Annotated in this window: 25 protein-coding genes; 12 read left to right on the top strand and 13 right to left on the bottom strand. The window is 66.1% G+C overall.

What is annotated here, in order from left to right:
* Positions 1-159: 159 nt before the first annotated feature.
* A complete protein-coding gene (idi, locus tag BM075_RS19095) occupies positions 160-693 on the top strand; it encodes an isopentenyl-diphosphate Delta-isomerase (protein WP_093362290.1) in 534 nt (177 codons plus the stop codon).
* 347 nt (positions 694-1,040) lie between these two features.
* Here idi and BM075_RS19090 read toward each other — a convergent pair whose 3' ends face one another.
* The gene (locus BM075_RS19090) at positions 1,041-1,814 is read right to left on the bottom strand and encodes a DUF1013 domain-containing protein (protein ID WP_093362289.1); all 774 of its coding nucleotides are present in this window, start codon (positions 1,812-1,814) and stop codon (positions 1,041-1,043) included.
* A 123-nt stretch (positions 1,815-1,937) separates the two neighbouring features.
* Here BM075_RS19090 and BM075_RS19085 point away from each other — a divergent pair, with 123 nt between their 5' ends.
* The 3 genes from BM075_RS19085 (at position 1,938) to BM075_RS19075 (ending at position 3,717) form a co-directional block, all read left to right on the top strand.
* The gene (locus tag BM075_RS19085; protein WP_093362288.1) at positions 1,938-2,567 is read left to right on the top strand and encodes a ribonuclease T2 family protein; all 630 of its coding nucleotides are present in this window, start codon (positions 1,938-1,940) and stop codon (positions 2,565-2,567) included.
* A gap of 72 nt (positions 2,568-2,639) precedes the next feature.
* Positions 2,640-3,026: a VOC family protein gene (locus BM075_RS19080; RefSeq protein WP_093362287.1), complete on the top strand. Its 387-nt coding sequence runs from the start codon at positions 2,640-2,642 to the stop codon at positions 3,024-3,026.
* A 1-nt stretch (position 3,027) separates the two neighbouring features.
* Positions 3,028-3,717: a helix-turn-helix transcriptional regulator gene (locus tag BM075_RS19075; RefSeq protein ID WP_093362286.1), complete on the top strand. Its 690-nt coding sequence runs from the start codon at positions 3,028-3,030 to the stop codon at positions 3,715-3,717.
* 106 nt (positions 3,718-3,823) lie between these two features.
* Here BM075_RS19075 and aqpZ read toward each other — a convergent pair whose 3' ends face one another.
* The 3 genes from aqpZ to BM075_RS19060 all read right to left on the bottom strand — a co-directional run bounded on the left by aqpZ (position 3,824) and on the right by BM075_RS19060 (position 6,467).
* Complete coding sequence (gene aqpZ / locus BM075_RS19070; protein ID WP_093362350.1) at positions 3,824-4,561, bottom strand: aquaporin Z; 738 nt, start codon at positions 4,559-4,561, stop codon at positions 3,824-3,826.
* 109 nt (positions 4,562-4,670) lie between these two features.
* A complete protein-coding gene (locus BM075_RS19065; protein WP_093362349.1) occupies positions 4,671-5,654 on the bottom strand; it encodes an NAD(P)H-quinone oxidoreductase in 984 nt (327 codons plus the stop codon).
* Positions 5,655-5,723: 69 nt separating this feature from the next.
* On the bottom strand, positions 5,724-6,467 hold the full coding sequence (locus tag BM075_RS19060; protein WP_093362285.1) for a COQ9 family protein: 744 nt from the start codon (positions 6,465-6,467) through the stop codon (positions 5,724-5,726).
* A gap of 118 nt (positions 6,468-6,585) precedes the next feature.
* Between BM075_RS19060 and rpsU the strand changes: the two genes are divergently transcribed.
* Together rpsU and BM075_RS19050 are read left to right on the top strand one after the other, a co-directional pair.
* Complete coding sequence (gene rpsU, locus BM075_RS19055) at positions 6,586-6,792, top strand: 30S ribosomal protein S21 (protein WP_005614280.1); 207 nt, start codon at positions 6,586-6,588, stop codon at positions 6,790-6,792.
* Between the two features lie 203 nt (positions 6,793-6,995).
* Positions 6,996-7,721: a glutathione S-transferase family protein gene (locus tag BM075_RS19050; protein ID WP_093362284.1), complete on the top strand. Its 726-nt coding sequence runs from the start codon at positions 6,996-6,998 to the stop codon at positions 7,719-7,721.
* Between the two features lie 216 nt (positions 7,722-7,937).
* Here BM075_RS19050 and pheT read toward each other — a convergent pair whose 3' ends face one another.
* Complete coding sequence (gene pheT, locus BM075_RS19045) at positions 7,938-10,346, bottom strand: phenylalanine--tRNA ligase subunit beta (RefSeq protein WP_093362283.1); 2,409 nt, start codon at positions 10,344-10,346, stop codon at positions 7,938-7,940.
* 218 nt (positions 10,347-10,564) lie between these two features.
* Here pheT and BM075_RS19040 point away from each other — a divergent pair, with 218 nt between their 5' ends.
* Complete coding sequence (locus BM075_RS19040; protein WP_093362282.1) at positions 10,565-10,825, top strand: hypothetical protein; 261 nt, start codon at positions 10,565-10,567, stop codon at positions 10,823-10,825.
* 560 nt (positions 10,826-11,385) lie between these two features.
* Here BM075_RS19040 and pheS read toward each other — a convergent pair.
* Complete coding sequence (gene pheS / locus BM075_RS19035) at positions 11,386-12,456, bottom strand: phenylalanine--tRNA ligase subunit alpha (RefSeq protein ID WP_093362281.1); 1,071 nt, start codon at positions 12,454-12,456, stop codon at positions 11,386-11,388.
* 161 nt (positions 12,457-12,617) lie between these two features.
* On the opposite strand from pheS, the gene BM075_RS19030 reads away from it, so the two are divergent.
* Positions 12,618-13,880 carry a SulP family inorganic anion transporter gene (locus BM075_RS19030; RefSeq protein ID WP_093362280.1) on the top strand — a complete coding sequence of 421 codons (1,263 nt, stop codon included), beginning with the start codon at positions 12,618-12,620 and terminating at the stop codon, positions 13,878-13,880.
* Positions 13,881-14,084: 204 nt separating this feature from the next.
* Here the strand turns inward: BM075_RS19030 and rplT are convergent, their stop codons facing one another.
* From rplT to pyk, 4 genes are all read right to left on the bottom strand, one after another.
* The gene (gene rplT / locus BM075_RS19025) at positions 14,085-14,447 is read right to left on the bottom strand and encodes a 50S ribosomal protein L20 (RefSeq protein WP_093362279.1); all 363 of its coding nucleotides are present in this window, start codon (positions 14,445-14,447) and stop codon (positions 14,085-14,087) included.
* A gap of 14 nt (positions 14,448-14,461) precedes the next feature.
* Positions 14,462-14,662, bottom strand: coding sequence for a 50S ribosomal protein L35 (gene rpmI, locus BM075_RS19020; protein WP_093362278.1), 201 nt, complete (start codon positions 14,660-14,662; stop codon positions 14,462-14,464).
* A 144-nt stretch (positions 14,663-14,806) separates the two neighbouring features.
* Positions 14,807-15,037 (bottom strand): hypothetical protein, encoded by a 231-nt coding sequence (locus BM075_RS19015; protein ID WP_093362277.1) that lies wholly within the window; start codon positions 15,035-15,037, stop codon positions 14,807-14,809.
* Positions 15,038-15,070: 33 nt separating this feature from the next.
* A complete protein-coding gene (pyk, locus tag BM075_RS19010) occupies positions 15,071-16,519 on the bottom strand; it encodes a pyruvate kinase (protein WP_093362276.1) in 1,449 nt (482 codons plus the stop codon).
* Positions 16,520-16,652: 133 nt separating this feature from the next.
* On the opposite strand from pyk, the gene BM075_RS19005 reads away from it, so the two are divergent.
* The 4 genes from BM075_RS19005 (at position 16,653) to BM075_RS18990 (ending at position 18,838) form a co-directional block, all read left to right on the top strand.
* Complete coding sequence (locus BM075_RS19005) at positions 16,653-17,396, top strand: N-formylglutamate amidohydrolase (protein ID WP_093362275.1); 744 nt, start codon at positions 16,653-16,655, stop codon at positions 17,394-17,396.
* A 27-nt stretch (positions 17,397-17,423) separates the two neighbouring features.
* Positions 17,424-17,744, top strand: a complete 321-nt coding sequence (locus BM075_RS19000; protein ID WP_093362274.1) for a DUF1244 domain-containing protein — start codon at positions 17,424-17,426, stop codon at positions 17,742-17,744.
* A 73-nt stretch (positions 17,745-17,817) separates the two neighbouring features.
* Positions 17,818-18,453, top strand: coding sequence for a DUF5671 domain-containing protein (locus BM075_RS18995; RefSeq protein ID WP_093362273.1), 636 nt, complete (start codon positions 17,818-17,820; stop codon positions 18,451-18,453).
* Positions 18,443-18,838: a hypothetical protein gene (locus BM075_RS18990; RefSeq protein ID WP_093362272.1), complete on the top strand. Its 396-nt coding sequence runs from the start codon at positions 18,443-18,445 to the stop codon at positions 18,836-18,838. Before BM075_RS18995 ends, BM075_RS18990 begins: the two co-directional genes overlap by 11 nt.
* Positions 18,839-18,846: 8 nt before the next feature.
* Here the strand turns inward: BM075_RS18990 and BM075_RS18985 are convergent, their stop codons facing one another.
* From BM075_RS18985 to dgcA, 3 genes are read right to left on the bottom strand one after another with little or no spacing between them, the layout of a single operon-like run.
* On the bottom strand, positions 18,847-19,707 hold the full coding sequence (locus BM075_RS18985; protein ID WP_093362271.1) for a D-amino-acid transaminase: 861 nt from the start codon (positions 19,705-19,707) through the stop codon (positions 18,847-18,849).
* A 55-nt stretch (positions 19,708-19,762) separates the two neighbouring features.
* Positions 19,763-20,383, bottom strand: a complete 621-nt coding sequence (locus BM075_RS18980) for a 3'-5' exonuclease family protein (protein ID WP_218152879.1) — start codon at positions 20,381-20,383, stop codon at positions 19,763-19,765.
* Position 20,384: 1 nt separating this feature from the next.
* Complete coding sequence (gene dgcA, locus BM075_RS18975) at positions 20,385-21,350, bottom strand: N-acetyl-D-Glu racemase DgcA (protein ID WP_093362270.1); 966 nt, start codon at positions 21,348-21,350, stop codon at positions 20,385-20,387.
* Positions 21,351-21,362 lie beyond the last annotated feature (12 nt).

Raw genomic sequence — 21,362 nt, 5'->3', positions numbered from 1 at the left:
CCCCGCCCTGTGGCACCTTGTCGACGTGAAAGCGCGCCGGATCGAAGCTTAGATCGGAGTTGCATCCACCGGGCTAGCGGGCGGTCGGGTGTTGCCGTTCGATGCCTGCTCTTGCCGCGCGCTCAAGTCTTTTAACCGAACCGTTCCGACTGCTGCCAGATGACCGACGAAATGATTCCTGCCTGGGTCGACGGCACCCTCGAGCCGGTGGCCAAGCTGGAGGTCCACCGTCGTGGACTGCGCCACAAGGCAGTCTCGGTGTTCGTGATGGACGGCGAGAACGTCCTGCTCCAGCGCCGGGCCGCCACCAAGTACCATTCGCCGGGTCTGTGGGCGAATACCTGCTGCACCCATCCGAAGTGGAACGAATCCGCCGCAGATTGCGCCGTGCGCAGATTGCGGGAGGAGCTGGGCATCACCGGGCTTTATCCGGCGTACCGGGACCGGATCGAGTACCGCGCCGACGTGGGCAACGGGATGGTCGAGCACGAAGTCGTCGATGTCTTCATGGCGATGGCCGAGCGCAAGATGAAGGTCTATCCGAACCCGGAGGAAGTGGCGCAGGTCGAATGGGTCGGGTTCTACGACCTGACGGCGGAACTGAAGCGCCGCCCGGAACGATTTACCCCGTGGCTGCGCATCTACCTCGAGCAATACAAGGACAGGATATTCGGCACGCTGATGCGACCGTGAGCTTTTGTTTGCGCGTCACCTGATCCGATAAATCCAGCCTTCCCGGGAGGCGCGGACGCAGTCCCGCCCGTCTCACGACGCGAACTTCGCCGTTTCCTCTTGAGAGAGCTGAAGATGGCTGCCCGGAACGCATTGGCCGCGAGGCCGGGCGCTCAGCGAAGTTGTCAGATGTGCTGTCAATCGCGCGGTTCGCCGACCTTGAATGGCGCGTATGATTGTCGGGAGCAGCGCACGTTCAGATCGGTGCAGAGATACACGCTCAGATCCCGCTTCACCCCGTACCGATGCGTGCCGCCACTTCCGGGCAGCGCACAGACGGCGCCCGCCCGGAATGGCCCGGATAGCTGTCAGTCCTTCCGGTCCGTGTCCTCGTCGTCGTCCTCGTCATCCGAGGTGTCGGGGAGGTTGAAGAAGCTGTCGGCATCGAGGATGGGCTCGTTGCTCTCCTCTTCCTCGTCGCCACGCGGGTCCGAGAGGGTGAAGGTCTCCAATCCCGAAATCGCCGTGGGGATCCGAGGTTCGGGATCGGCGGACAGCGACTGCTCCGTGGAGACGAGCTTGCGGCGCTCGTCGTCGCTCATCACAACGCCTTCCTCGGCCTTTTTCGCGGCCGCCTTCTGGACGGCGGCGTCCAGTTCCGACTGCTTGCAGAGGCCGAGCGCCACCGGGTCGATCGGCTGCATGTTGGCGATGTTCCAGTGCGTACGCTCCCGGATCGACTGGATCGTCGGCTTGGTGGTGCCCACCAGCTTCGAGATTTGGCCATCCGACAGTTCGGGGTGGAACTTCACCAGCCACAGGATGGAGTTCGGCCGGTCCTGCCGTTTGCTGAGGGGCGTGTAGCGCGGGCCACGGCGCTTCTCCTCGCCCACGGCGGCGGCGTTGAACTTAAGCTTCATCTTGTGGAGCGGGTTCTTTTCGGCCCGGTCGATCTCGATCTGGTCGAGCTGGTTGTTGGCGATGGGGTCGAAACCCTTCACGCCGGCGGCGACGTCGCCATCGGCGATTCCCTGCACCTCGAGTTCGTGCAGTCCGCAGAAATCGGCGATCTGCTTGAAGCTGATCGTCGTGTTGTCGACCAGCCAGACGGCGGTGGCCTTTGCCATCAGTGGCTTGTTCATGTCTGCCTCCTTCGCACAATTCTACCGTGGCCGGGCTGCGGCCGCGAGCCCCCGGGGCCGCTTTTCCTCGTTTTCGGGAATTGCTTGGCATATAAGGCCGCGGCAGCGGAAAGGGAAGTCAAAATGCGGTGGATCTTGCTTTGGGTCCTTCTCACCGGATCGGCAGTGGCCGACGGGGAGCGGGCGGGGGACTTCGACTACTACGTCATGGCGCTGTCGTGGACGCCGAGCTACTGCGCAACGGAGGGCGACGCGCGCGAGGCAGAGCAGTGCGACCCCGCGCGGGATCTGGGCTGGGTGCTGCACGGGCTTTGGCCGCAGTACGAAGAGGGGTGGCCGAGCTTTTGCGCCTCCGCCGCCGCCAATCCCTCGCGCCGCCAGACCGCCGCGATGGCCGACATCATGGGGGCCCCCGGGCTGGCCTGGTACCAGTGGAAGAAACACGGGCGGTGTTCGGGGCTGGAGGCGACGGACTACTACGCGCTGGCGCGGCGGGCGTATGAAAGCGTCACGCCGCCGCCGGTCCTGCGGAAGCTGAGCGAGAGCGTGGTTCTGCCGGCCGCCGTGGTGGAGGAGGCCTGGCTGGAGGCGAACCCGGAGCTTTCCGCCGACATGGTGACGGTCACATGCCAGTCCGGGCGAATCATGGAAACGCGGATCTGCCTGACGCGGGATCTGGAGCCGCGGGCGTGCGCGCCCGATGCCCGCCGGGACTGCACCCTGTCGCGGGCCCTGCTGGACCCGGTTCGTTAGCCTCCTGACAGGACGCTGTCAGGAGGGGTATGAGAGAGTTGCGGGAGACACCCCAACCGCAAAGGACTCACGATGACCTTCACACCCGCGAACTTCAACGTCTGGGCGGAAATTCCAGTTCGGGATCTCTCCGCCGGGATGGCCTTTTATGCTGCTGCCACGGGCGGCATCCTCGACAGGAAGGAAATGGGCGGTGAGGCCACAGCCTTTCTACGCACGGCGGAGCCGGGCCAGGGAGTTTCGGCCAATCTCTTCGTCGGCGAACCCGGCCCTGCGGACCGTGGCCCGGTGGTGTTCCTCGTCGTCGAGGGCACGCTCGAGGACGCTGCCGCACGGGCCGAGGCGGCAGGAGGAAAGATCCTGTCCGATACCGTGACCATTCCACCCGGCCGCTTCGTTTACGCCGCCGACCCTGACGGCAACCGGATCGGCCTGTTCGAGCCCAGAATGGCCAGCTGACATGCGCCGGGCCGACCGCCTGTTCCAGATCGTGCAACATCTGAGGGGTGGCCGGCTCGTCACCGCCCGGCGCCTGGCCGAGCGGCTGGAAGTGTCCGAGCGCACGATCTACCGCGACATCGTCGATCTGCAGGCCTCGGGCGTCCCCGTCGAGGGCGAGGCTGGGGTTGGCTATGTGCTGCAGGGCGGATTCGACCTGCCGCCGCTCATGTTCACGCGCGACGAGATCGTGGCGCTGGTGGCCGGCGCGCGGCTGGTCCGGGCGTGGGGCGGCGCAGCGATGGCGCGCGGTGCAGAGGAAGCGCTGGTCAAGATCGGTGCCGTGTTGCCGGACGCCGAGCGGAAACGGGCCGCTGCGGTGCAGGTGCATTCGATAGCCCCGGAAATGACCGAGTCCGTGCGGCAGAGGATCGATTACATCGAGTCCGCAGTGGAACGCCGCGCGGTCTTGCAGATCGACTACGGCGATGCCGGGGGCGCCCGGACCAGTCGTCGTGTCCGCCCGCTCGGCCTGTGGTTCTGGGGCAAAGTCTGGACGCTCGTCGCGTGGTGCGAACTGCGCGAGGACTTTCGCGTCTTCCGACTGGACCGGATCGGTACCCTCAGCGAAACCGATGCGCGTTTCCGCCCCGAGGCGGACAAGAGCCTGGCGGCTTTCTTCCGCCAGATGGAAACCGGCGTGCGAGACTGAAACGGACGGCGGTGCGCCCGATGCCCGCCGGGACTGCGCCCTGTCGCGGGCTATGCTCGACCCGATACGGCAGCGTGGCGCCGGCCAAGGACCGGCGCCAGTCCGATCAGGCGGTGCTGCCCGTATCCGGCACGGCGGGCGCCTCCGCGGCGGTGTAGGCCTCGGGTTCCAGCGTCTTCCAGATGATCGCCCCGAGCGCGCCGCCGAGGAGCGGCGCCACCCAGAAGAGCCACAGTTGCAAGATCGCGGTCCCCCCGCCGAACAGGGCCACGCCCGTGGAGCGGGCGGGGTTGACCGACGTGTTGGTCACCGGGATGGAGATCAGGTGGATCAGCGTCAGGCCCAGCCCGATGGCGATGGGCGCAAAGCCAACCGGAACGCCGCGGGAGGTCGCGCCGAGGATGATGACGAGGAAAATCGCCGTCATCACGATTTCGGTGACCAGCCCGGAGAAAAACCCGTAGCCGCCGGGCGAGGCCGACCCGTAGCCGTTGAGCGCGAAGTTGCCGACGGAGGAGAAGCCCGCCTGCCCGTGCGCGATGATCCAGAGCACGATTGCGGCCACGACTGCGCCGGCGACCTGCGCGCCCCAATAGGGGAACAGATCTTTCCGCTCGAACTTTCCGGCGATCATCAGCCCGAACGAGACCGCCGGATTGAAGTGCCCGCCGGAGATATTGCCGACCGCATAGGCCATGGTCATGACGGTCAGACCGAACGCGAGGGCGACCCCCAGAAAGCCGATGCCGACGTCGGGCACGCCCGCGGCGAGAACCGCCGCGCCGCACCCGCCGAGGACCAGCCAGAATGTACCGATAAATTCCGCGATGAGTTTCTTTGACATGTCGTAGTAATCCGCTTGCATGAAATGCGCCCGTGCCGACATGGCCGGGCCAGCGCGAGAAACCTACGCGCGGCCCGTGACAATCGCGAAATGAAAAATGCGACCGCTATCAGGAGATCCGCAGCACGATCTTTCCAACATGACCGGAGCTTTCCATGCGCGCGTGAGCCTTGGCCGCATCTTCGAGGGCAAATTCCGAATCCATGACCGGCGCGATTTCCCCGTTCGAGAGCAGCGGCCAGACCCTGTCGCGCAGGCTGTCGGCGATCCGGGCCTTGGCGAAGTCGGATTGCGGGCGCAGGGTCGAACCGGTGATCGTGAGCCGGCGGAGCATGACTTGGGCGAAGTTCAACTCCACCTTCGGCCCCTGAAGGAACGCGATCATCACCAGCCGGCCGTCGTCCGCCAGGGACTTCACGTTGCGCGTAATATAGTCGCCGCCGACCATGTCGAGGATCAGGTTGGCCCCGCCCTCGCCGCGCAGGATCTCCACGAAATCCTCCTCGCGGTAATTGATCGCGCGCTTGGCCCCCAGCTTGGCGCAGGCAGCGCATTTCTCGGCCGTGCCCGCCGTGGCGAAGACCCGCGCGCCGAAGTGGGACGCAAGCTGGATCGCAGTGGTTCCAATGCCGGAGCTGCCGCCGTGAACGAGGAATGTTTCGCCAGCCTTCAGACCGCCGCGCTGGAACACGTTCGACCAGACGGTGAAGAAGGTTTCGGGCAGGCAGGCGGCCTCCCGCAGGTCCATGCCGTCCGGCACCGGCAGAGCGTGGGCCGCGGGCGTGACCGCGAATTCGGCGTAGCCCCCGCCCGGAAGGAGCGCGCAGACGGCATCCCCCACGGACCAGCCGGAGACCTCCGGGCCGACGGCCGCGACCTCGCCAGAGGCCTCCAACCCGGGCAGGTCGCTTGCCTGCGGCGGCGCCTTGTAGCTGCCGGCCCGCTGGAGCGCGTCGGGACGGTTCACCCCGGCCCACCGCACGCGGATGAGGATCTCACCGGGGCCCGGCTGAGGCACCGGGCGGTGCGTCGGTTTGAGCACCTCCGGTCCGCCGGGCTCGCTGATTTCTACGGCGCGCATCATTTCGGGCAGGGTCATCGCGGGGCTCCTTTGTGTCTCGCGATGCTTTTGAACCTGCGTCAGCGGAGATTCAATCGCCCCTTAGCGATGACGAAAGGCGGCACCGCGGGCGGGACGGTCCTCTGCCCAGCTTCCGGGGACCTCGTTGGGGGCACCGGGCGCCCGCACCTTTCCCAGAATCCAGTTCGGCCCCGCGAAGAGCCGTTTGAGCACTGGGTTTCCGGTCATCTGCGCCCGCACCTTCTCGAGCTGCATCACGTTGCCGACCCGCCGGTCGAGAAAGGCCCATGTCGCCTCGTTGCCGGCGCTGTCGTCGCCCAGCCAGTAGAGAACGGTGCTGGAATACACGCCAGAGAGGGAGGCGCGCTTGGTGTACCAGTTGAGGTCGTCGGAGTCGTCCCCAAGGGCATTCCAGATCCGGTCGGCCGTGGACCAGATCGCCTGCGCACCATCGCCGGCGTATTGCGGCAAGGTGAGCAGCGTGGAGCCGCGCCGCACCGCCTCCTTGTCGTCGATCACCTCGATCCGGGTCCGCACGGCGCGAACGATCCGGTCCCGCAGGCGCATCGTGGGCAGGTCCTCCCGCTCCAGCCGCTCCTGCATCAGCCGGTCGCCGCGTTCGTGGTAGGCCAGCGCCAGGTCCACCCCGCCGCGGGGGCAGACCATGCGCGCGACCGACGCATCCACACCGGCATCGCGGCAGGCCGCGCGGAACGTTGCCTCGCTCCAGCCGTCGAAAGCCACATGCACCATGGCCGCGTCCAGAAGCCGCTCCCGGATCTTGTCTTGCGGCTCCGTGGCGGTCGCGGTTTCGGTCTCGTTCATCGGTCTTCCCCTGCTGGCGATTGGCTCAATGTCAATATGGACATGGCCGTTTGCCTTTGCTATACGGCCACTTCCTGCAATCAGATGCAACTCTAACAGGAAAGGTGGTGACAACCACATGCAGGTCAGTGTTCGCGACAACAATGTCGATCAGGCGCTCCGCGCACTGAAGAAGAAGCTGCAGCGCGAAGGCGTCTTCCGCGAGATGAAACTCAAGCAGCACTTCGAGAAGCCTTCCGAGAAGAAGGCGCGCGAGAAAGCCGAGGCTATTCGCCGTGCACGCAAGCTGGCGCGTAAGAAAGCGCAGCGCGAAGGGCTCCTCTGAGGACAGGGTGAGACCCACGGCGCCGCCAAGGCGCGACTGAGACGACGCGGCGAACGCCAGTCGTGAAACCCCCGGCCCGGTCGGGGGTTTTTTCTTTGCGGGATGCAGGCCGATGCACCGGCCCCCGTGCATCCGCGCACAGACCCCGGGCTTTCATTCCGCGTCGTGCCGCCTAAATCGGGTTGGTACCCCAAGGAGCCGACATGACCGAGCACAGCCTACCCCGCGCCACCGACCTGTCGCAGTTTCCGATCACGCAGCGGTGGCCGGCGCAGCACCCGGACCGCATTCAGCTTTACTCCTTCCCCACGCCGAACGGCGTGAAGATCTCCATCGCTCTGGAGGAGTTGGGCCTGCCCTACGAGGCACACAAGGTGACGCTTGCGGAGTCCGACGTGAAAAGCCCGGAGTTCGAATCGCTGAACCCGAACGGCAAGATCCCGGCGATCATCGACCCGGGCGGGCCGGACGGCGCACCGATCGGGCTGTTCGAGTCCGGGGCGATCCTGCTCTACCTCGCCGACAAGACCGGACAGCTGATCGGCACGACGGCGCGGGACCGGGCGGTGGTCACCCAGTGGCTGATGTTCCAGATGGGCGGGGTCGGGCCGATGTTCGGGCAGTTCGGCTATTTCTATGCGTTCGGCGGCAAAGCCATCGAAGACGCCCGCCCCCTTGAGCGCTATCTCGGCGAGGTCCGGCGGCTGCTCGGCGTTCTGGATGGCCAACTGGCCGACCGGGACTGGATCGCGGGCGACTTCTCCATTGCCGACATCGCCATTGGCCCCTGGATCCGAAGCCTGGAGACCGGCTACGGCGCCTTGAAGGACATCGGGTGGAGCGACTTCCCGGCCGTCGAGGCGTATCGCGACAGGTTCGTGGCGCGGCCCGCGGTCCAGAGGGGGTTGAACGTGCCGGCGCGGGACTGACGCGCGCTGGCGTCGCTACCGGAGCGCGCCCCGGGGGAGACGAATGTCATGGGAACAATCGGAGCGCCCCTGAAATCTCAGGGACGCTCACTTGCGGAGCCCCACCCATCGATACAGTGAGATACACACCCCCGAGGTAGCTCCCACGTCGACGGTAGCGACCGGGTGCACCGCGCGCCATGAGCTAAATCAACGCGGCACGCGGCCCCCGTTTACTCAGCCACGCAGCACGCCGCCGGTGGCCTTTCCGACCTTCTCGATCACCTTGCGGCTCACGGCTTCGATCTCGTCCTCGGTCAGCGTCTTTTCCTTCGGCTGCAGGCGCACGGTGATGGCGACGGACTTCTTGCCCTCCCCCATCTGCGCCTCGGCCTTCGGCCCGTGGAACTCGTCGAAGACGCGCACCTCCTCGATCAGCGCCTTGTCGGCCCCGGCGGCGGCGTTCACCAGATCCAGAGCCTCCACCCGCGTATCCAGCACGAAGGCGAAGTCCCGTTCGACCGCCTGCAGGTCCGCCAGTTCCAGCGCGCCGCGATTGGCGCCTTTCGCCTTGGGGAAGGGAATGGCGGCAAGATCGACCGAAAACGCCACCGCCGGCCCTTTCACGTCGAGCGCGTCGAGCACCTTCGGATGCAGCTCGCCGAACACCCCGAGGACCTTCTTCGGGCCCAGGCAGATCACGCCGGAGCGGCCGGGGTGGAACCAGCCGGGCACGTCGCGGCGGACTTGCACCTTGGCCGGCGCGCCGGCGGCGGCAAGGACGGCCTCGATGTCGGCCTTCGCGTCGAAGGTGTCCACAGCGCGCCGGGCGCCGTGCACGTCGCGCGGGCCGGTGTAACCCACCAGCAGCCCGACGGCGGCCTGGGTCTGCTCCCCCGGCTCACCACCGTGGAAGGCGGGGCCGACCTCGAATAGCGCCAGATCCGCGAACCCGCGCGCCTGGTTGCGAGCCGCAGCCTGCAACAGGCCCGGAAGCGGCGAGGGCCGCATGTGGCTCATCTCCGAGGAGATCGGATTTTCCAGCCGCGTCGCCTCTCCGCCACCGCCGAAGAGCGACGCCGCCGCCTCGTCGACGAAGGAATAGGTCACGCATTCGTTGTAGCCCAGCGCCGCGATCGTCCGCCGCGCCATGCTCTCCCGGCGCTGCATGGGCGTCAGCACCGGCTCGGGCACGCCCGGCTGCGCGCGGCCCATCGGTTTGCCCTGAAGACCGGTGAGCGAGGCGATGCGGGCCACTTCCTCCACAAGGTCGGCCTCCCCCTGCACGTCTGGCCGCCAGCTCGGTACGTGCGCCATGTCGCCCTCCAGCCGGAAGCCGAGCGCGGTAAGCGTGGCGCGTTGCGTCTCCGCAGGGATCTCCATGCCGACGAGGCTCTCGACCCGCTTGCTGTCCAGCCGGTAGGCGCGGTCGGTGTCGGGCACCGCCCCGGCGATCACCACCTCGCTGGCCTCCCCGCCCGCGTGGTCGACGATCATCCGCACCGCGTGCTCCAGCCCGACGGGGGTGAAGGCCGGGTCCACCCCGCGCTCGAAGCGGTAACGCGCATCGGAATTGATCTTCAGCGCGCGGCCCGTGTAGGCGATCTGGATCGGGTCCCAGTAGGCGCTTTCGACGAAGACGTTGACCGTCTCCTCGGTGCAGCCGGTGGCAAGCCCACCCATGATGCCGGCGATGCTCTCGGGGCCGGTGTCGTCGGAGATGACAATCTGGCCCGGCTGGAGTGTGTACGTCCTTTCGTCCAGCGCCTGCAGGGTCTCGCCCCCGGTTGCCCGGTGCACCCGCAGGTTGCCCGTCACCTTGTCGGCATCGAACACGTGCAGCGGCCGGTTGCGGTCGTAGGTGAAGAAGTTGGTCACATCGACCAGGAAGCTGATCGGACGGAGCCCGATGGCGCGCAGCGCGTCTTGCAGCCACTGCGGCGAGGGTCCGTTCTTCACGCCCCGGATCAGACGGCCGCAGAACAGCGGGCAGCCGTCGGCCGTGTCCGCGTCGATCGTGACGTCGAGCGGAGAGACGAAGGACGCCGGCACCGGCTCCACCTCGTGCGGGATCAGCCGCCCCAGCCCGCGCGCGGCCAGGTCGCGCGCCACGCCCTCGACACCGAGCGCGTCGGGGCGGTTGGGCGTGATGGCGATTTCGATTACCGGGTCCACCTTTTCCGGCTGGTTCTCGGCCAGCCAGTCGGTGAAGCTCTGGCCGACTTCGCCCGAGGGCAGCTCGATGATACCGGAATGCTCGTCGCTGAGTTCCATCTCACGCTCCGAGCACATCATGCCGTAGCTCTCGATACCGCGGATCTTGCCCACGCCGATGGTGGTGTCGATGCCCGGCACGTAGGTGCCCGGCTTGGCCACGACGACGGTGATCCCGGCCCGCGCGTTGGACGCTCCGCAGATGATCTGCAAGACGCCCTCGTCGGTTTCCACCTGGCACACGCGCAGCTTGTCCGCGTCGGGGTGCTTCTCCGCCGTCTTCACCTTGCCGATGGTAAAGTCCGCAAGCCGCTCGGCGGGGTTCTCCACCCCCTCCACCTCGAGCCCGAGGTCGGTCAGCGCATAGACGATCTCGTCCACCGTCGCCTCGGTTTCCAGGTGATGCTTCAGCCAGGACAGCGTGAATTTCATGGGTCGAGCCCCCGCAAGGTTCAGAAGTCGCGTGTCCTTAGCCCATCCGGGCGGTCGGGTGAAGGGGCGGGTGTGCCGGCGCGGCCGGTGCCGAAGCGCAAACAATCGGCCGGCATTGTCGCCACGTTTGCGCCACGTTTGCCACTTTTTCGCCACATTTCCGCCGCAAGAGGATCACGTTCGGTGGGGGCCGTAACGAGTGAAGAAAGGTGAGCGCCATGTCGGCAATCGCCAGTTATGTGGGCAACGTGGCCAAGCCCTTGGCCCTGGGGCTTCTGATCCTGACGGCAATGGGGTTTCTGACCACAGAACCGAAATCAGGGCTCCAGACCGCCGGCAGGTTCGACTGTCGCGCGTTTTTCGATGATCCGGCTCTGAACCGCGCTCTGTGCCAGCTTAATCCGGCGCGGTACTGGAACACGCCGATCGGCGACCTCGTGCCGTGGCTGTCGCCTGCTTCGAAAGAACCTGACCACTGAGTTGTGCAGCGGTGTTCGGCCGCGCGCCGAGAGCGCGCGGCCGAACTTTTATGGAGTACCAGAATGGGCCCGGAAAAAAATGAGAACATTTAGCGAATTTTCAACGATCGTTTGCGAAATGCTATCGGTATCGGAAGTACGGGAGAGTTGTTTTGTTCGGTGTGGTCAATAGTTCCAGTGAGCATTTGTTGATGGCCCTTTTGGCCGTGATCGCGGCGGCCACGCTCACGGGCGCCTGGTCGGCGGATCTGTCACCTAATAGCGCCGACCGCCCGACGCCCATCGTCACCCTGACAGAAGCCCTGGAACGATGCGACCACCGAGGATTTCGGGTTGGCCCGCAACGGAGCGGTTGTGGCGAAGTCCGGCGGGGCGAACGGCGTGGGGGCGGCGTTTTCATGAGTGTTCCGGCGCGGTAACCGCCGTCGCCGGGCCGGCCGTGCACGCGGTCCAGCCTCGCTGTCCGGCTCCCGGCGGGTTTCGCTCCGGGACGCCGGTGTCGGTGGCCGACACGTGCCAATGGCGAGCAAGGGCGGACCTCTCACCGCCCTTGCGCTGCTTTAGCGGCTCAGACCGCCGTGCACGGTGGGCACGTCCAGCGCCGCGAAGCCGTAGTGGCGGAGCCAGCGCAGGTCGCTGTCGAAGAAGGCGCGCAGGTCCGGGATGCCGTATTTCAGCATCGCCAGCCGGTCGATCCCGATGCCAAAGGCAAATCCCTGCCAGGCCACCGGGTCGATGTTGCCCGCCGTGAGCACCTTGGGGTGGATCATGCCGGAGCCCAGCACCTCCAACCAGTCGTCGCCCTCGCCCACCTTGACGGTGCCGCCCTCCCACGAGCACTGGATGTCCACCTCCGCCGAGGGTTCGGTGAAGGGGAAGTGGGAGGCGCGGAAACGGGTGCGCACCTCGGTGCCGAAGAAAGCGGTGAAGAACTCCTCCAGCACCCATTTCAGGTTGGCCATGGAGATGTCCTTGCCGATCGCCAGCCCTTCGACCTGATGGAACATCGGGGTGTGCGTCTGGTCGTAGTCGCAGCGATAGACCCGGCCCGGGCAGACGATCCGGATCGGCGCGCCGTGCTTCATCATGGACCGGATCTGCACTGGCGAGGTGTGGGTTCTCAGCACATGCGGCGGGCGTGTGTCGCCCTCGGCGCGGGCCATGTAGAACGTGTCCATCTCCGCGCGTGCGGGGTGGTGGCCGGGGATGTTCAGGGCGTCGAAGTTGTGCCAGTCGTCCTCGACCTGCGGGCCTTCGGCGACGGCGAAACCCATGTCCGCGAAGATTGCCGTGACTTCGTCCGTCACCTGGCTGATGGGGTGGATCGTACCGCGCCGCACCGGCCGGGCGGGAAGCGTCACATCGAGCCATTCGTCCCGGAGCCGCGCCTCCAGCGCCACGTCGGCGAGCGCGGTCTTCTTCGCGGCCAGGGCGGAATTGATCTCGTCCTTCAGCGCATTGAGCGCGGGGCCGGCGACCTGGCGTTCCTCCGGGCTCATCTTGCCCAGTTCGCGCATCTTCAGGCTGACTTCGCCCTTCTTGCCCACGGCCTGAACCCGAAGCGCCTCCAGCGCGCCTTCGTCGGCGGCTTCGGCAATCGCCGCGATGTATTTCTGCCTCAGCTCTTCCATGGCTGGCTCCCGTCCGTCAGAACGCCCCGCCGAACACATGCGGCGCCGCAATTGATGCGCGCGTGGGTATCACATGCGCGCCCGATGGCAAGTGGCGGGCGCAGGGCACGGGGACGGAATGCCGCTTGTCCATTCCCGGAGCGAGCCGATAGAGCGTGCCCATGAAGCCCAAGATTCTCACGACACTCCGGGAGTACAGCCGCGCGCTGTTCCTCGCAGACCTGCTGGCAGGACTGACCGTGGCGATGGTCGCCATTCCGCTCAGCCTCGCAATCGCCATCGCCTCCGGGGCGGAGCCGGCCGTCGGGCTGGTGACGGCCGTAGTGGGCGGGTTCATCATTTCCCTGCTCGGCGGAAGCCGGGTGCAGATCGGTGGGCCGACCGGCGCGTTCATCGTGGTCGTCTACGGGGTCATCGCGCAGCACGGTTACGACGGACTGGTGCTGGCGACGTTCATGGCAGGGCTGATCCTGCTCGGCGCCGGGGCGTTGCGGGCGGGCAATCTCATTGCCTTCGTGCCGGAGCCGGTGATCGACGGCTTTACCATCGGCATTGCCATCATCATCGGGGCCAGCCAGCTCAAGGACCTGTTCGGCCTGTCGATGGACGCGGTTCCTGCAGACTTCGTGGAGAAGATCCCGGCGCTCTGGGCGGCGCGGGACACCTTCGCCCCGTGGAGCTTCGGCATTGGGCTTGCGACCATGGCGCTCGTCATCGGGTTGCGGAACCTCTTTCCCCGGTTTCCCGGACTCATTCTCGCGGTGGCGGCCACGTCTGCCGCAGTGGCGTGGTTCAACCTTCCGGTGGACACGATCGGCGACAGGTTCGGGGCGCTGCCCGACCGCCTGCCGATGCCGCATTTGCCGCCACTGGATGTGTCGCGAATCCGGGAACTCCTGCCGTCGGCCTTCGTCATCGCCTTCCTGGCAGGCGTGGAATCCCTGCTGTCAGCGATGGTCGCAGACAGAATGGTCGGCAGCCGGCACCGCTCCCACGCGGAGATCTTTGCACAGGGGTGGGCGAATATCGGCTCGGCGCTGTTCGGCGGCCTGCCCGCGACCGGCGCCATCGCCCGCACGGCCACGAACGTCCGCGCAGGCGGGCGCACGCCGGTGGCGGGCCTCGTGCACGCCCTGACGATCCTGGCGATCATGATGGTCGCGGCGCCGCTTGCCGGGTATCTCGCGATGCCCGCGCTGGCCGGTCTGCTGTGCCTGACCGCCTGGAACATGACCGAGCCGCACAAGTGGCGCAGTCATCTCAACCAGCGCACCGCCGACAAGGTTCTGCTGATCCTGACGCTCGTTCTGACGGTTCTCACCGATCTTACGGTGGCCATCGGCGTGGGGATCGCCGCGGGGCTGGCCGTGCGCCTGCGTCGTCGCAATGTGCCCGAGGCGGAGTGGACCACGCCGGAGCACTGACCCCGTGAAGCAGAACGGGCGGCCGCCGTCCCGATGACAGCTCTGGCCGGCCTACTGGGATGCGCAGGTCCTGAGGTTCATCACTCACCGAGAGTACGAACGAGCATCCGCCTGGGGCGAGTGGCTTCGCGGCTTCAGGCGGGCAGAAAAAATGCCCCGCGCGGCGATAGCCGGCGGGGCGTCGATTTTCGATCGTGAGAGAGGTCAGGCCAGCGCGGCCTTCGCCTTCTCCACGATGGTGCCGAACGCTTCGGGTTCGTGCACGGCGAGGTCGGCGAGGACCTTGCGGTCCACTTCGATGCCGGCTTTGCCGAGGCCATTGATGAAACGCGAATAGGTCAGCGCCTCGTCATGCTCCCGCACGGCCGCGTTGATTCGCTGGATCCAAAGCGCACGGAACTGGCGCTTGCGGGCCTTGCGGTCGCGGGTTGCGTACTGGTTGGCCTTGTCGACCGCCTGCGTCGCGGTCTTGAAGTTCGTGGACCGGCGGCCATAGTAGCCTTTCGCGGCCTTGATGACCTTCTTGTGCCGGGCGTGGGTGACGGTTCCGCCTTTGACTCGGGACATTTCTCAAGCCTCCTTCAGCGCGCGTAGGGCATGTATTTCTTGACGATCTTGGTATCGGCCTCGGAGAGGACCATGGTACCGCGAGCGTCGCGAATGAACTTGTTGGAACGCTTGATCATTCCGTGGCGCTTGCCGGCCTGGGCGGATTTGATCTTGCCGGTGGCGGTTACCTTGAACCGTTTCTTCGCACCGGATTTCGTCTTCATCTTGGGCATTTGACAGCTCCCTTACTGGATCGGTCGCGTCGCTGGGGCAGGCATGCCACATCTGGCCCGCCGCAACGGTTGAAGCCGCGCGTATAGGCACAGTTGCCACGACTGGCAAGGGAAAAACGGCGCCCGGAGGGGCGCCGCTGGCGGTCAGTTCACCGTGTGGGTCAAGACGCGTTTGAAGACGCCCGGCAGCTCCGCGACAGCGTAACCGGACGGACGTTGGACGACAGAGTAGGTAATCATCGAGAACGACGCCAAGAAAAGCAGCGCCGTCACCTTGGGTGCTCGCCCGTGAGTAAAGGAATTGAGAAGGGCTGGAAATGCAGCGGCACCCAGGATGATCCCGACGACGAATACGAGATCTGGGTCGATGTTCACAAAAGTTGCCTCCGCGATACGCCCCTCGTTCGATTATTCCGGATCTGTATTAAAAATCAACCTTTCATCGCAGGGCGCCACACGAAGGATGTTGGTTGATCCCGGAATGTTGAAAGGAACACCCGCAACCACCACGACCGTGTCGTTGGAATCCGCGAACTGTCCTTGGCGAGCGGCGCGGGCGGCGGAGACCACGGCCATCTTGAACCGGCTCACATCACCGTGGGTCATGAAGCAGTTCACGCCCCAGGACAGGCACAGCCTGCGGGCGGTCGCCGTGAAAGGTGTCAGGGCGAGAATCGGCACTCGAGGCCGTTCGCGTGCGGTCTTGAGCGCGGTGGTGCCGGAGTGGGTGAAGCAGCAGATTGCGCGAACGCCCATGTTTTCCGCGATTTCGCGGGCCGAGGCGACGATGCTGTCAGCTGTCGTCTTGCGTTCCACGTCACGGGCGGATTCGATGATGCTGCGATACATCTCGCCCTTTTCCACCTCCTCGGCGACCGCGTTCATCGTGCGGACTGCTTCGAGCGGATAGGCGCCAGCCGCCGATTCCGCGCTCAGCATCACGGCGTCGGCGCCCTCGTAGATAGCGTTCGCGACGTCGGAGACCTCCGCGCGGGTGGGCATCGGGCTTTCGATCATCGATTCCAGCATCTGCGTGGCGACGATCACCGGCTTGGCCGCGGCACGCGCCCCGCGAATCAGGCGCTTCTGGATCGGGGGCACCGCTTGCACGGGCAGTTCCACGCCCAGGTCGCCCCGAGCCACCATGATCCCGTCGGAAACAGCGAGGATTTCGTCGAACGCCTCGACCGCGGCAGGCTTTTCGATCTTGGAGAGAACAGCCGCCCGACCGGCCACCAGTTCCTTCGTCTGGAGCACGTCCTCGGGACGCTGGACAAAAGACAACGCCACCCAGTCGACGCCAAGCTCGCAGACGAACTCCAGGTCGGACTTGTCCTTGCCCGACAGCGCGGCCAGCGGGAGGACGACATCGGGCACGTTGACGCCCTTGCGGTTGGAGATGGTGCCGCCGGTCACGACGATGCAGTCGGCGAAGTCCTCGCCGCATTTCTCGACACGGAGACGAATCTTGCCGTCGTTGACGAGCAGCGTGGCGCCCGGTTGCAGGGCGGCAAAAATCTCCGGGTGCGGCAGGCGGACCCGGCTGGCATCGCCTTCGGCTTCGTCCAGGTCCATCCGGAAGGTCGCCCCTTCGACCAGTTCCTCGGAATCGCCTGCGAACACCCCCACGCGAAGTTTCGGCCCCTGAAGGTCGGCCAGGATCGCGATCGGCCGGCCCAGTTCCTGCTCGATCTGTCGAATGATCGTGTGGCGCTCGCGAATCTCTTCCTGGCTGCCGTGGCTCATGTTGAGCCGAAAGACGTCCACGCCGATCTCGAACAACCGCCGGATCGTATCGTAATCGTCCGAAGAGGGGCCAAGGGTGGCCACGATCTTCACATTGCGCATCCGTCTCATGGGGCAACCTTTCTGTATGATGCGAGGTCCTGGCCGAGCGTTAGCGATAAACTTGTGAAAACGCCACCCCGCCGGGCTCTGGCCCTTTGTCTTCTGACGCCTTACACCCAGGCGAACGAAACTTCACGCCCCTATGACATATCACGCCTTTCATACCGCCGGAGAGGATCGCGACAGCCGCTGGCTCGTCACCTGCGATCATGCAACCAATACCGTCCCGCCGCAAATCAACGGCGGCACGCTCGGCCTGCCGCAATCCGAGATGTCGCGGCACATCGCCTACGACCCCGGCGCCGCGGGCGTGGCCCATACGATCGCGGACGCGCTGTCGGCGCCGCTCATCACGTCGAACTTTTCGCGGCTGGTGATCGACCCCAACCGGGGCGAAGACGACCCGACGCTGCTGATGAAACTTTACGACGGGACGATCATTCCGGGGAACCGGCATGCGGATTGCGCCGAAATCGAACGGCGCAAGGAGCTGTGCTACCGCCCCTACCATGCCGAACTCGGGCGCATCGCAGCCGGCCGGAGCGACCGGGTGATTCTGGCGGTGCACTCCTTCACGCCGCAACTGCGCGGGCGCCCGCCCCGCCCGTGGCACGTCGCGATTCTGCATTCGCCGCCGCAGAACGCGCTCTCGCTGGCGCTGATTGCGCGGCTGGAGGGGGAGCCGGACATCTGCGTCGGCGACAACGAGCCCTATGCCGGCCATCAGCCCGGTGATTCGATCGACCGTCATGCGCTCGGGCACGATCGGCCCCATGTCCTGCTGGAAGTCCGGCAGGACCTGATCGAAACTGTCGAGCAACAGAAAGCGTGGGGCCGGCGCATCGCACCGCTGCTGCAAGGCGCGCTCACCGACTGCAACGCCTGACAGTCCACACAAAGGGAGAGAGTGACGATGGATGACCAGACCCGGACGGAAATCGAGGCCGCCACGTTCCGCCGCCTGCGTGAACACCTGCTGACGGATCGCCCGGACGTACAGAACATCGACCTGATGACGCTCGCCGGATTCTGCCGGAACTGCCTGTCCCGCTGGTACCAGGAAGCCGCGGCCGAACGCGGCATCGAGATGGACAAGGCCGAGAGCCGGGAGGTTTTCTACGGAATGCCCTATGACGCGTGGAAGGACCGCTATCAGGGGGAAAGCAGCGCCGAGAAACAGGCCGAGTTCGAGAAGGCATTTCGCGAAAACGTCGGCCCGCGCGACACCGTCTGACCCCGGCACCGGGGGTTGCGGTGCGGCGTGCCGTGCCTATCTAGCGGCATGATAACACTGGGGAGGCGGCAAGGTGCGCGCATCGGACCAGCTTTCCGAATTCGTCGGAACGGCCCTGGCCTCGGGGCATGACAGGCAGACCATCGCAGCCGAACTCCGCACGGCGGGCTGGAGCGAAAGCGAGATCGACACGGCCCTTCACGCCTGGGCCGACAGCGCTTTCGTGCCGCCCGTCCCCCGACCGCGCACGGTTGTTTCCGCGCGGGAGGCCTTCGTCTACGGCCTGCTGTTTGCCGCACTCCTCGTCGTTTGCGTCAACGTCACGATCCTTGGCTTCGACCTCATCGACCGTTGGCTCCCTGACGTGACGGATGGCGACGGCACTCGAAGCCTGACCTCGATGCGCTGGTCCATCGCATATCTCGTCGTGTTCTTCCCGGTCTTTCTCGTCATAAGCCAGCGGGTCGAGACCGGCGCGCAGGCCGACCGCAGCCGCCGCCGCTCCGCGGTGCGCAAGTGGTTCGGCTACATCACGTTGTTCCTCGCCGTGATCGTGCTGCTGGGGGACACCGTGGCACTGATCTTCGCGCTATTGAACGGAGACCTGACGAGCCGCTTCGTGGCCAAGACCGCCCTTGTCGCCGCGACGGCCGGGCTCGTGCTGCTGTATCTGCGGGGCGTCACGTCGGAGACCGAGGATGCGCCCTGACACCCTCGCCCGCCTCTCCCTCGCGCTGCTCGTCGTTCTGCTGATCGTGCTCGGGGTGCGCATCACCGGCGGTCCCGAAACCGGCCGCATGGAGGAGCGCGACCGAACGCGGCTCTCGGATCTGCGGGATGTGGCGACCACGGTCCGCGCGGCTGCAAATGCCGAATCGGGCACCCTGCCGGAGGCGCTCGACAGCATGATCGGCGCGCCGAGCGACCTGCGCCTGGCGGACCCGTTTACCGGCGCGCCCTACAGATACGAGCGCCTGTCCGACCGCGCTTTTCGCGTCTGTGCCGACTTCGAGTTGCCCGACCGGATCCGCCGCCCGCAGGTCACCGATTTTGACGGCGGAAGCGGCTGCCTGACCTACACCTACCAGCCCTGAGGCGAGCGTCAGCTCGCGGTCTTGCGGCTCTCGTCGAGATAGATTTCCCGCAGGCGCTTGGTCAGCTGTCCGGGCGTGCCGTCTCCCAGCATGACACCGTCGATGCTCACAACCGGCATGACGAAGGCCGAGGCCGAGGTGAAGAACGCTTCGTCGGCCCCCTTCGCTTCCTCGATGGTGAAGGGGCGTTCCTCCACCTCCATCTGCGCTTCGCGAGCGAACCGGAGCACGGCGGCGCGGGTTATCCCGTGCAGGATCTCGTTGCCGAGGTTCCGGGTGATGATCTTTTTGCCTTTGACGATATAGGCGTTGTTCGACGTCCCCTCAGTCACGAACCCATCCTCGACCATCCAGGCATCGTCTGCGCCCGCCTTCTTGGCCATCATCTTGCCCATGGAGGGATAGAGGAGTTGCACCGTCTTGATGTCCCGCCGGCCCCAGCGAATGTCGTCGATGGAAATCACCTTGATCCCCGCCCGCGCGGCCGGACTGTCGGCCAGACCGGGCTTGGACTGGGTGAAAAGCACCAGCGTGGGCGCAACGTCTTCGCCGGGATAGGCGAAATCGCGGTCCGCCGGCGCCCCGCGCGTGACCTGCAGGTAGACCAGCCCGTCCTCGATCTCGTTGCGCGCCACCAGCTCGCGGTGGATCTCCAAGAGGTCGTCCATGGCCGCCGGCGCCGGCATGTCGAGCTCGGCCAGCGAGCGCTTCAGCCGCTGGAAGTGCCCGTCGAAGTCGATGAGCTTGCCACCCAGAACCGATGTCACTTCGTACACACCGTCCGCGAACAGAAACCCGCGGTCAAAGACCGAAACCGTCGCCTCCTCCTCCGGGAGGTACTCTCCGTTCACATAGACGATCCGGCTCATGGTCTTGTCTCCTGTCGTGTGTTGCCCGCTTTTAAGGGCTGCGGCGAATGAAAGGTCAAGCAGGCAGGGCGAAATCGTCCGCGCCCAGGTGGCCCTGCCGAAGCAGATGTGGCAGTGCCAGTGCCGTTCCGGTGGCGTCGGATAACGCGTCATGGGCGCGCGCCTCGGGCTGATCGATGCCGAAATAGTCGCAGAGCGTGTTCGACCGCAGTTTGTGGATGTCCTCCACCGGAATCCCCGCGGTCTTGAACAGCGTCGGCGCGTTGCCGAAGCGCGTGGCGGGGATCGGCGCGGCGATGCCGGACAGGTAACAGCTGACCGCGACGGCGTTCAGTTCGTCGGTCCCCCAGGCCCAGATCGGTGCACCCTGGGTGAAGGCATCGAACCGCGACAGAGCCTCTGGCAGCTCCAGGCCCTCTTCGGCGACCCGGTCGGAGGTGATTCCCGTCAGCCGGGTGAAGAACTCACTGAGTGCGTACGGCGCGCCGTGCCGGTCACGCGGGATCACGACGCATTGGAATGTCTCTGCCGGGCCGATGGTCCCGGTGAGGTTCAGCGCCACCGCTCCGATCTGGACCAGTACGGGGTCGGGATCGTCCGGTCCGCACCAGAACCGCTGTGGCGCGCCCGGTGCGGTGAGGAATTCCGCGTCCCAGATGATCGCCGTTTCCACCATGTCACCCCCAGAGCGCTGGCGCGGGCGGATGAACACCCTGCGCGTCGTAGACCAGTGGCGTGTCGCGATCTTCGGCCAACAGCAGCGGCCCATCGAGATCCACTATGGCTGCCCCCTGCGCCACCAGCACCGCCGGCGCCATGGCGAGCGAGCTGCCCACCATGCAGCCCACCATGATGCCGAAGCCTGCGGCCTCCGCCTCCGCTTTCAGGGCCAGCGCCTCCGTCAGCCCGCCGGTCTTGTCGAGCTTGATATTGATCATGTCGTACCTTCCCTTGAGCGCCGGCAGGCTGGCCCGGTCGTGCACGCTCTCGTCGGCGCAAAGCGGCACCGGCCGTTCCAGCCCTTCGAGACCCGCGTCGTCGCCGGCCGGCAAGGGTTGCTCCACCATCGCCACGCCCAACCGCAACAGATGCGGGGCGAGATCGGCATAGACATCCACCGTCCAGCCCTCGTTGGCATCGACGATGATGCGGGAGGTCGGCGCGCCTGCCCGGACGGCCTGCAGCCGGGGCATGTCGTCGGGCGTTCCGAGCTTGATCTTCAGCAGCGGCCGGTGCGCATTGGCCTTCGCCTGGGCCCGCATCGCATCGGGGCTGTCGAGCGACAACGTGTAGGCCGTCACCATCGGACCCGGTTGGGCAAGCCCCGCTAGCGTCCACGCCGGAACGCCTGCGGCCTTCGCTTCCAGATCCCAAAGAGCACAGTCCACCGCGTTTCGCGCCGCCCCGGGCGGCAGAAGGGTCTGCAGGGACTGACGCGACAGCGTGTCCGGCAATCCCTCGACCTGAGCCCGAACACTATCGAGGCTTTCGTCGTAGCGCGCATAGGGCACGCATTCGCCCCACCCCCTCGCGTCGCCGTCCCGCGCTGTCACCGTCAGGACCTGCGCCTCCGTCTTCGACCCGCGTGCGATCGTGAATGTCTGTGCGAGGCGAAACACATCCGCCGTTACGTCCAATTGCATCGTCCGCTCCCT

The sequence above is a fragment of the Tropicimonas isoalkanivorans genome, from assembly GCF_900112335.1.
GTDB lineage: Bacteria > Pseudomonadota > Alphaproteobacteria > Rhodobacterales > Rhodobacteraceae > Tropicimonas > Tropicimonas isoalkanivorans.
The sequence above is the reverse complement of the archived record's forward strand: the minus strand, read 5'-3'. Positions and strand labels throughout refer to the sequence as shown.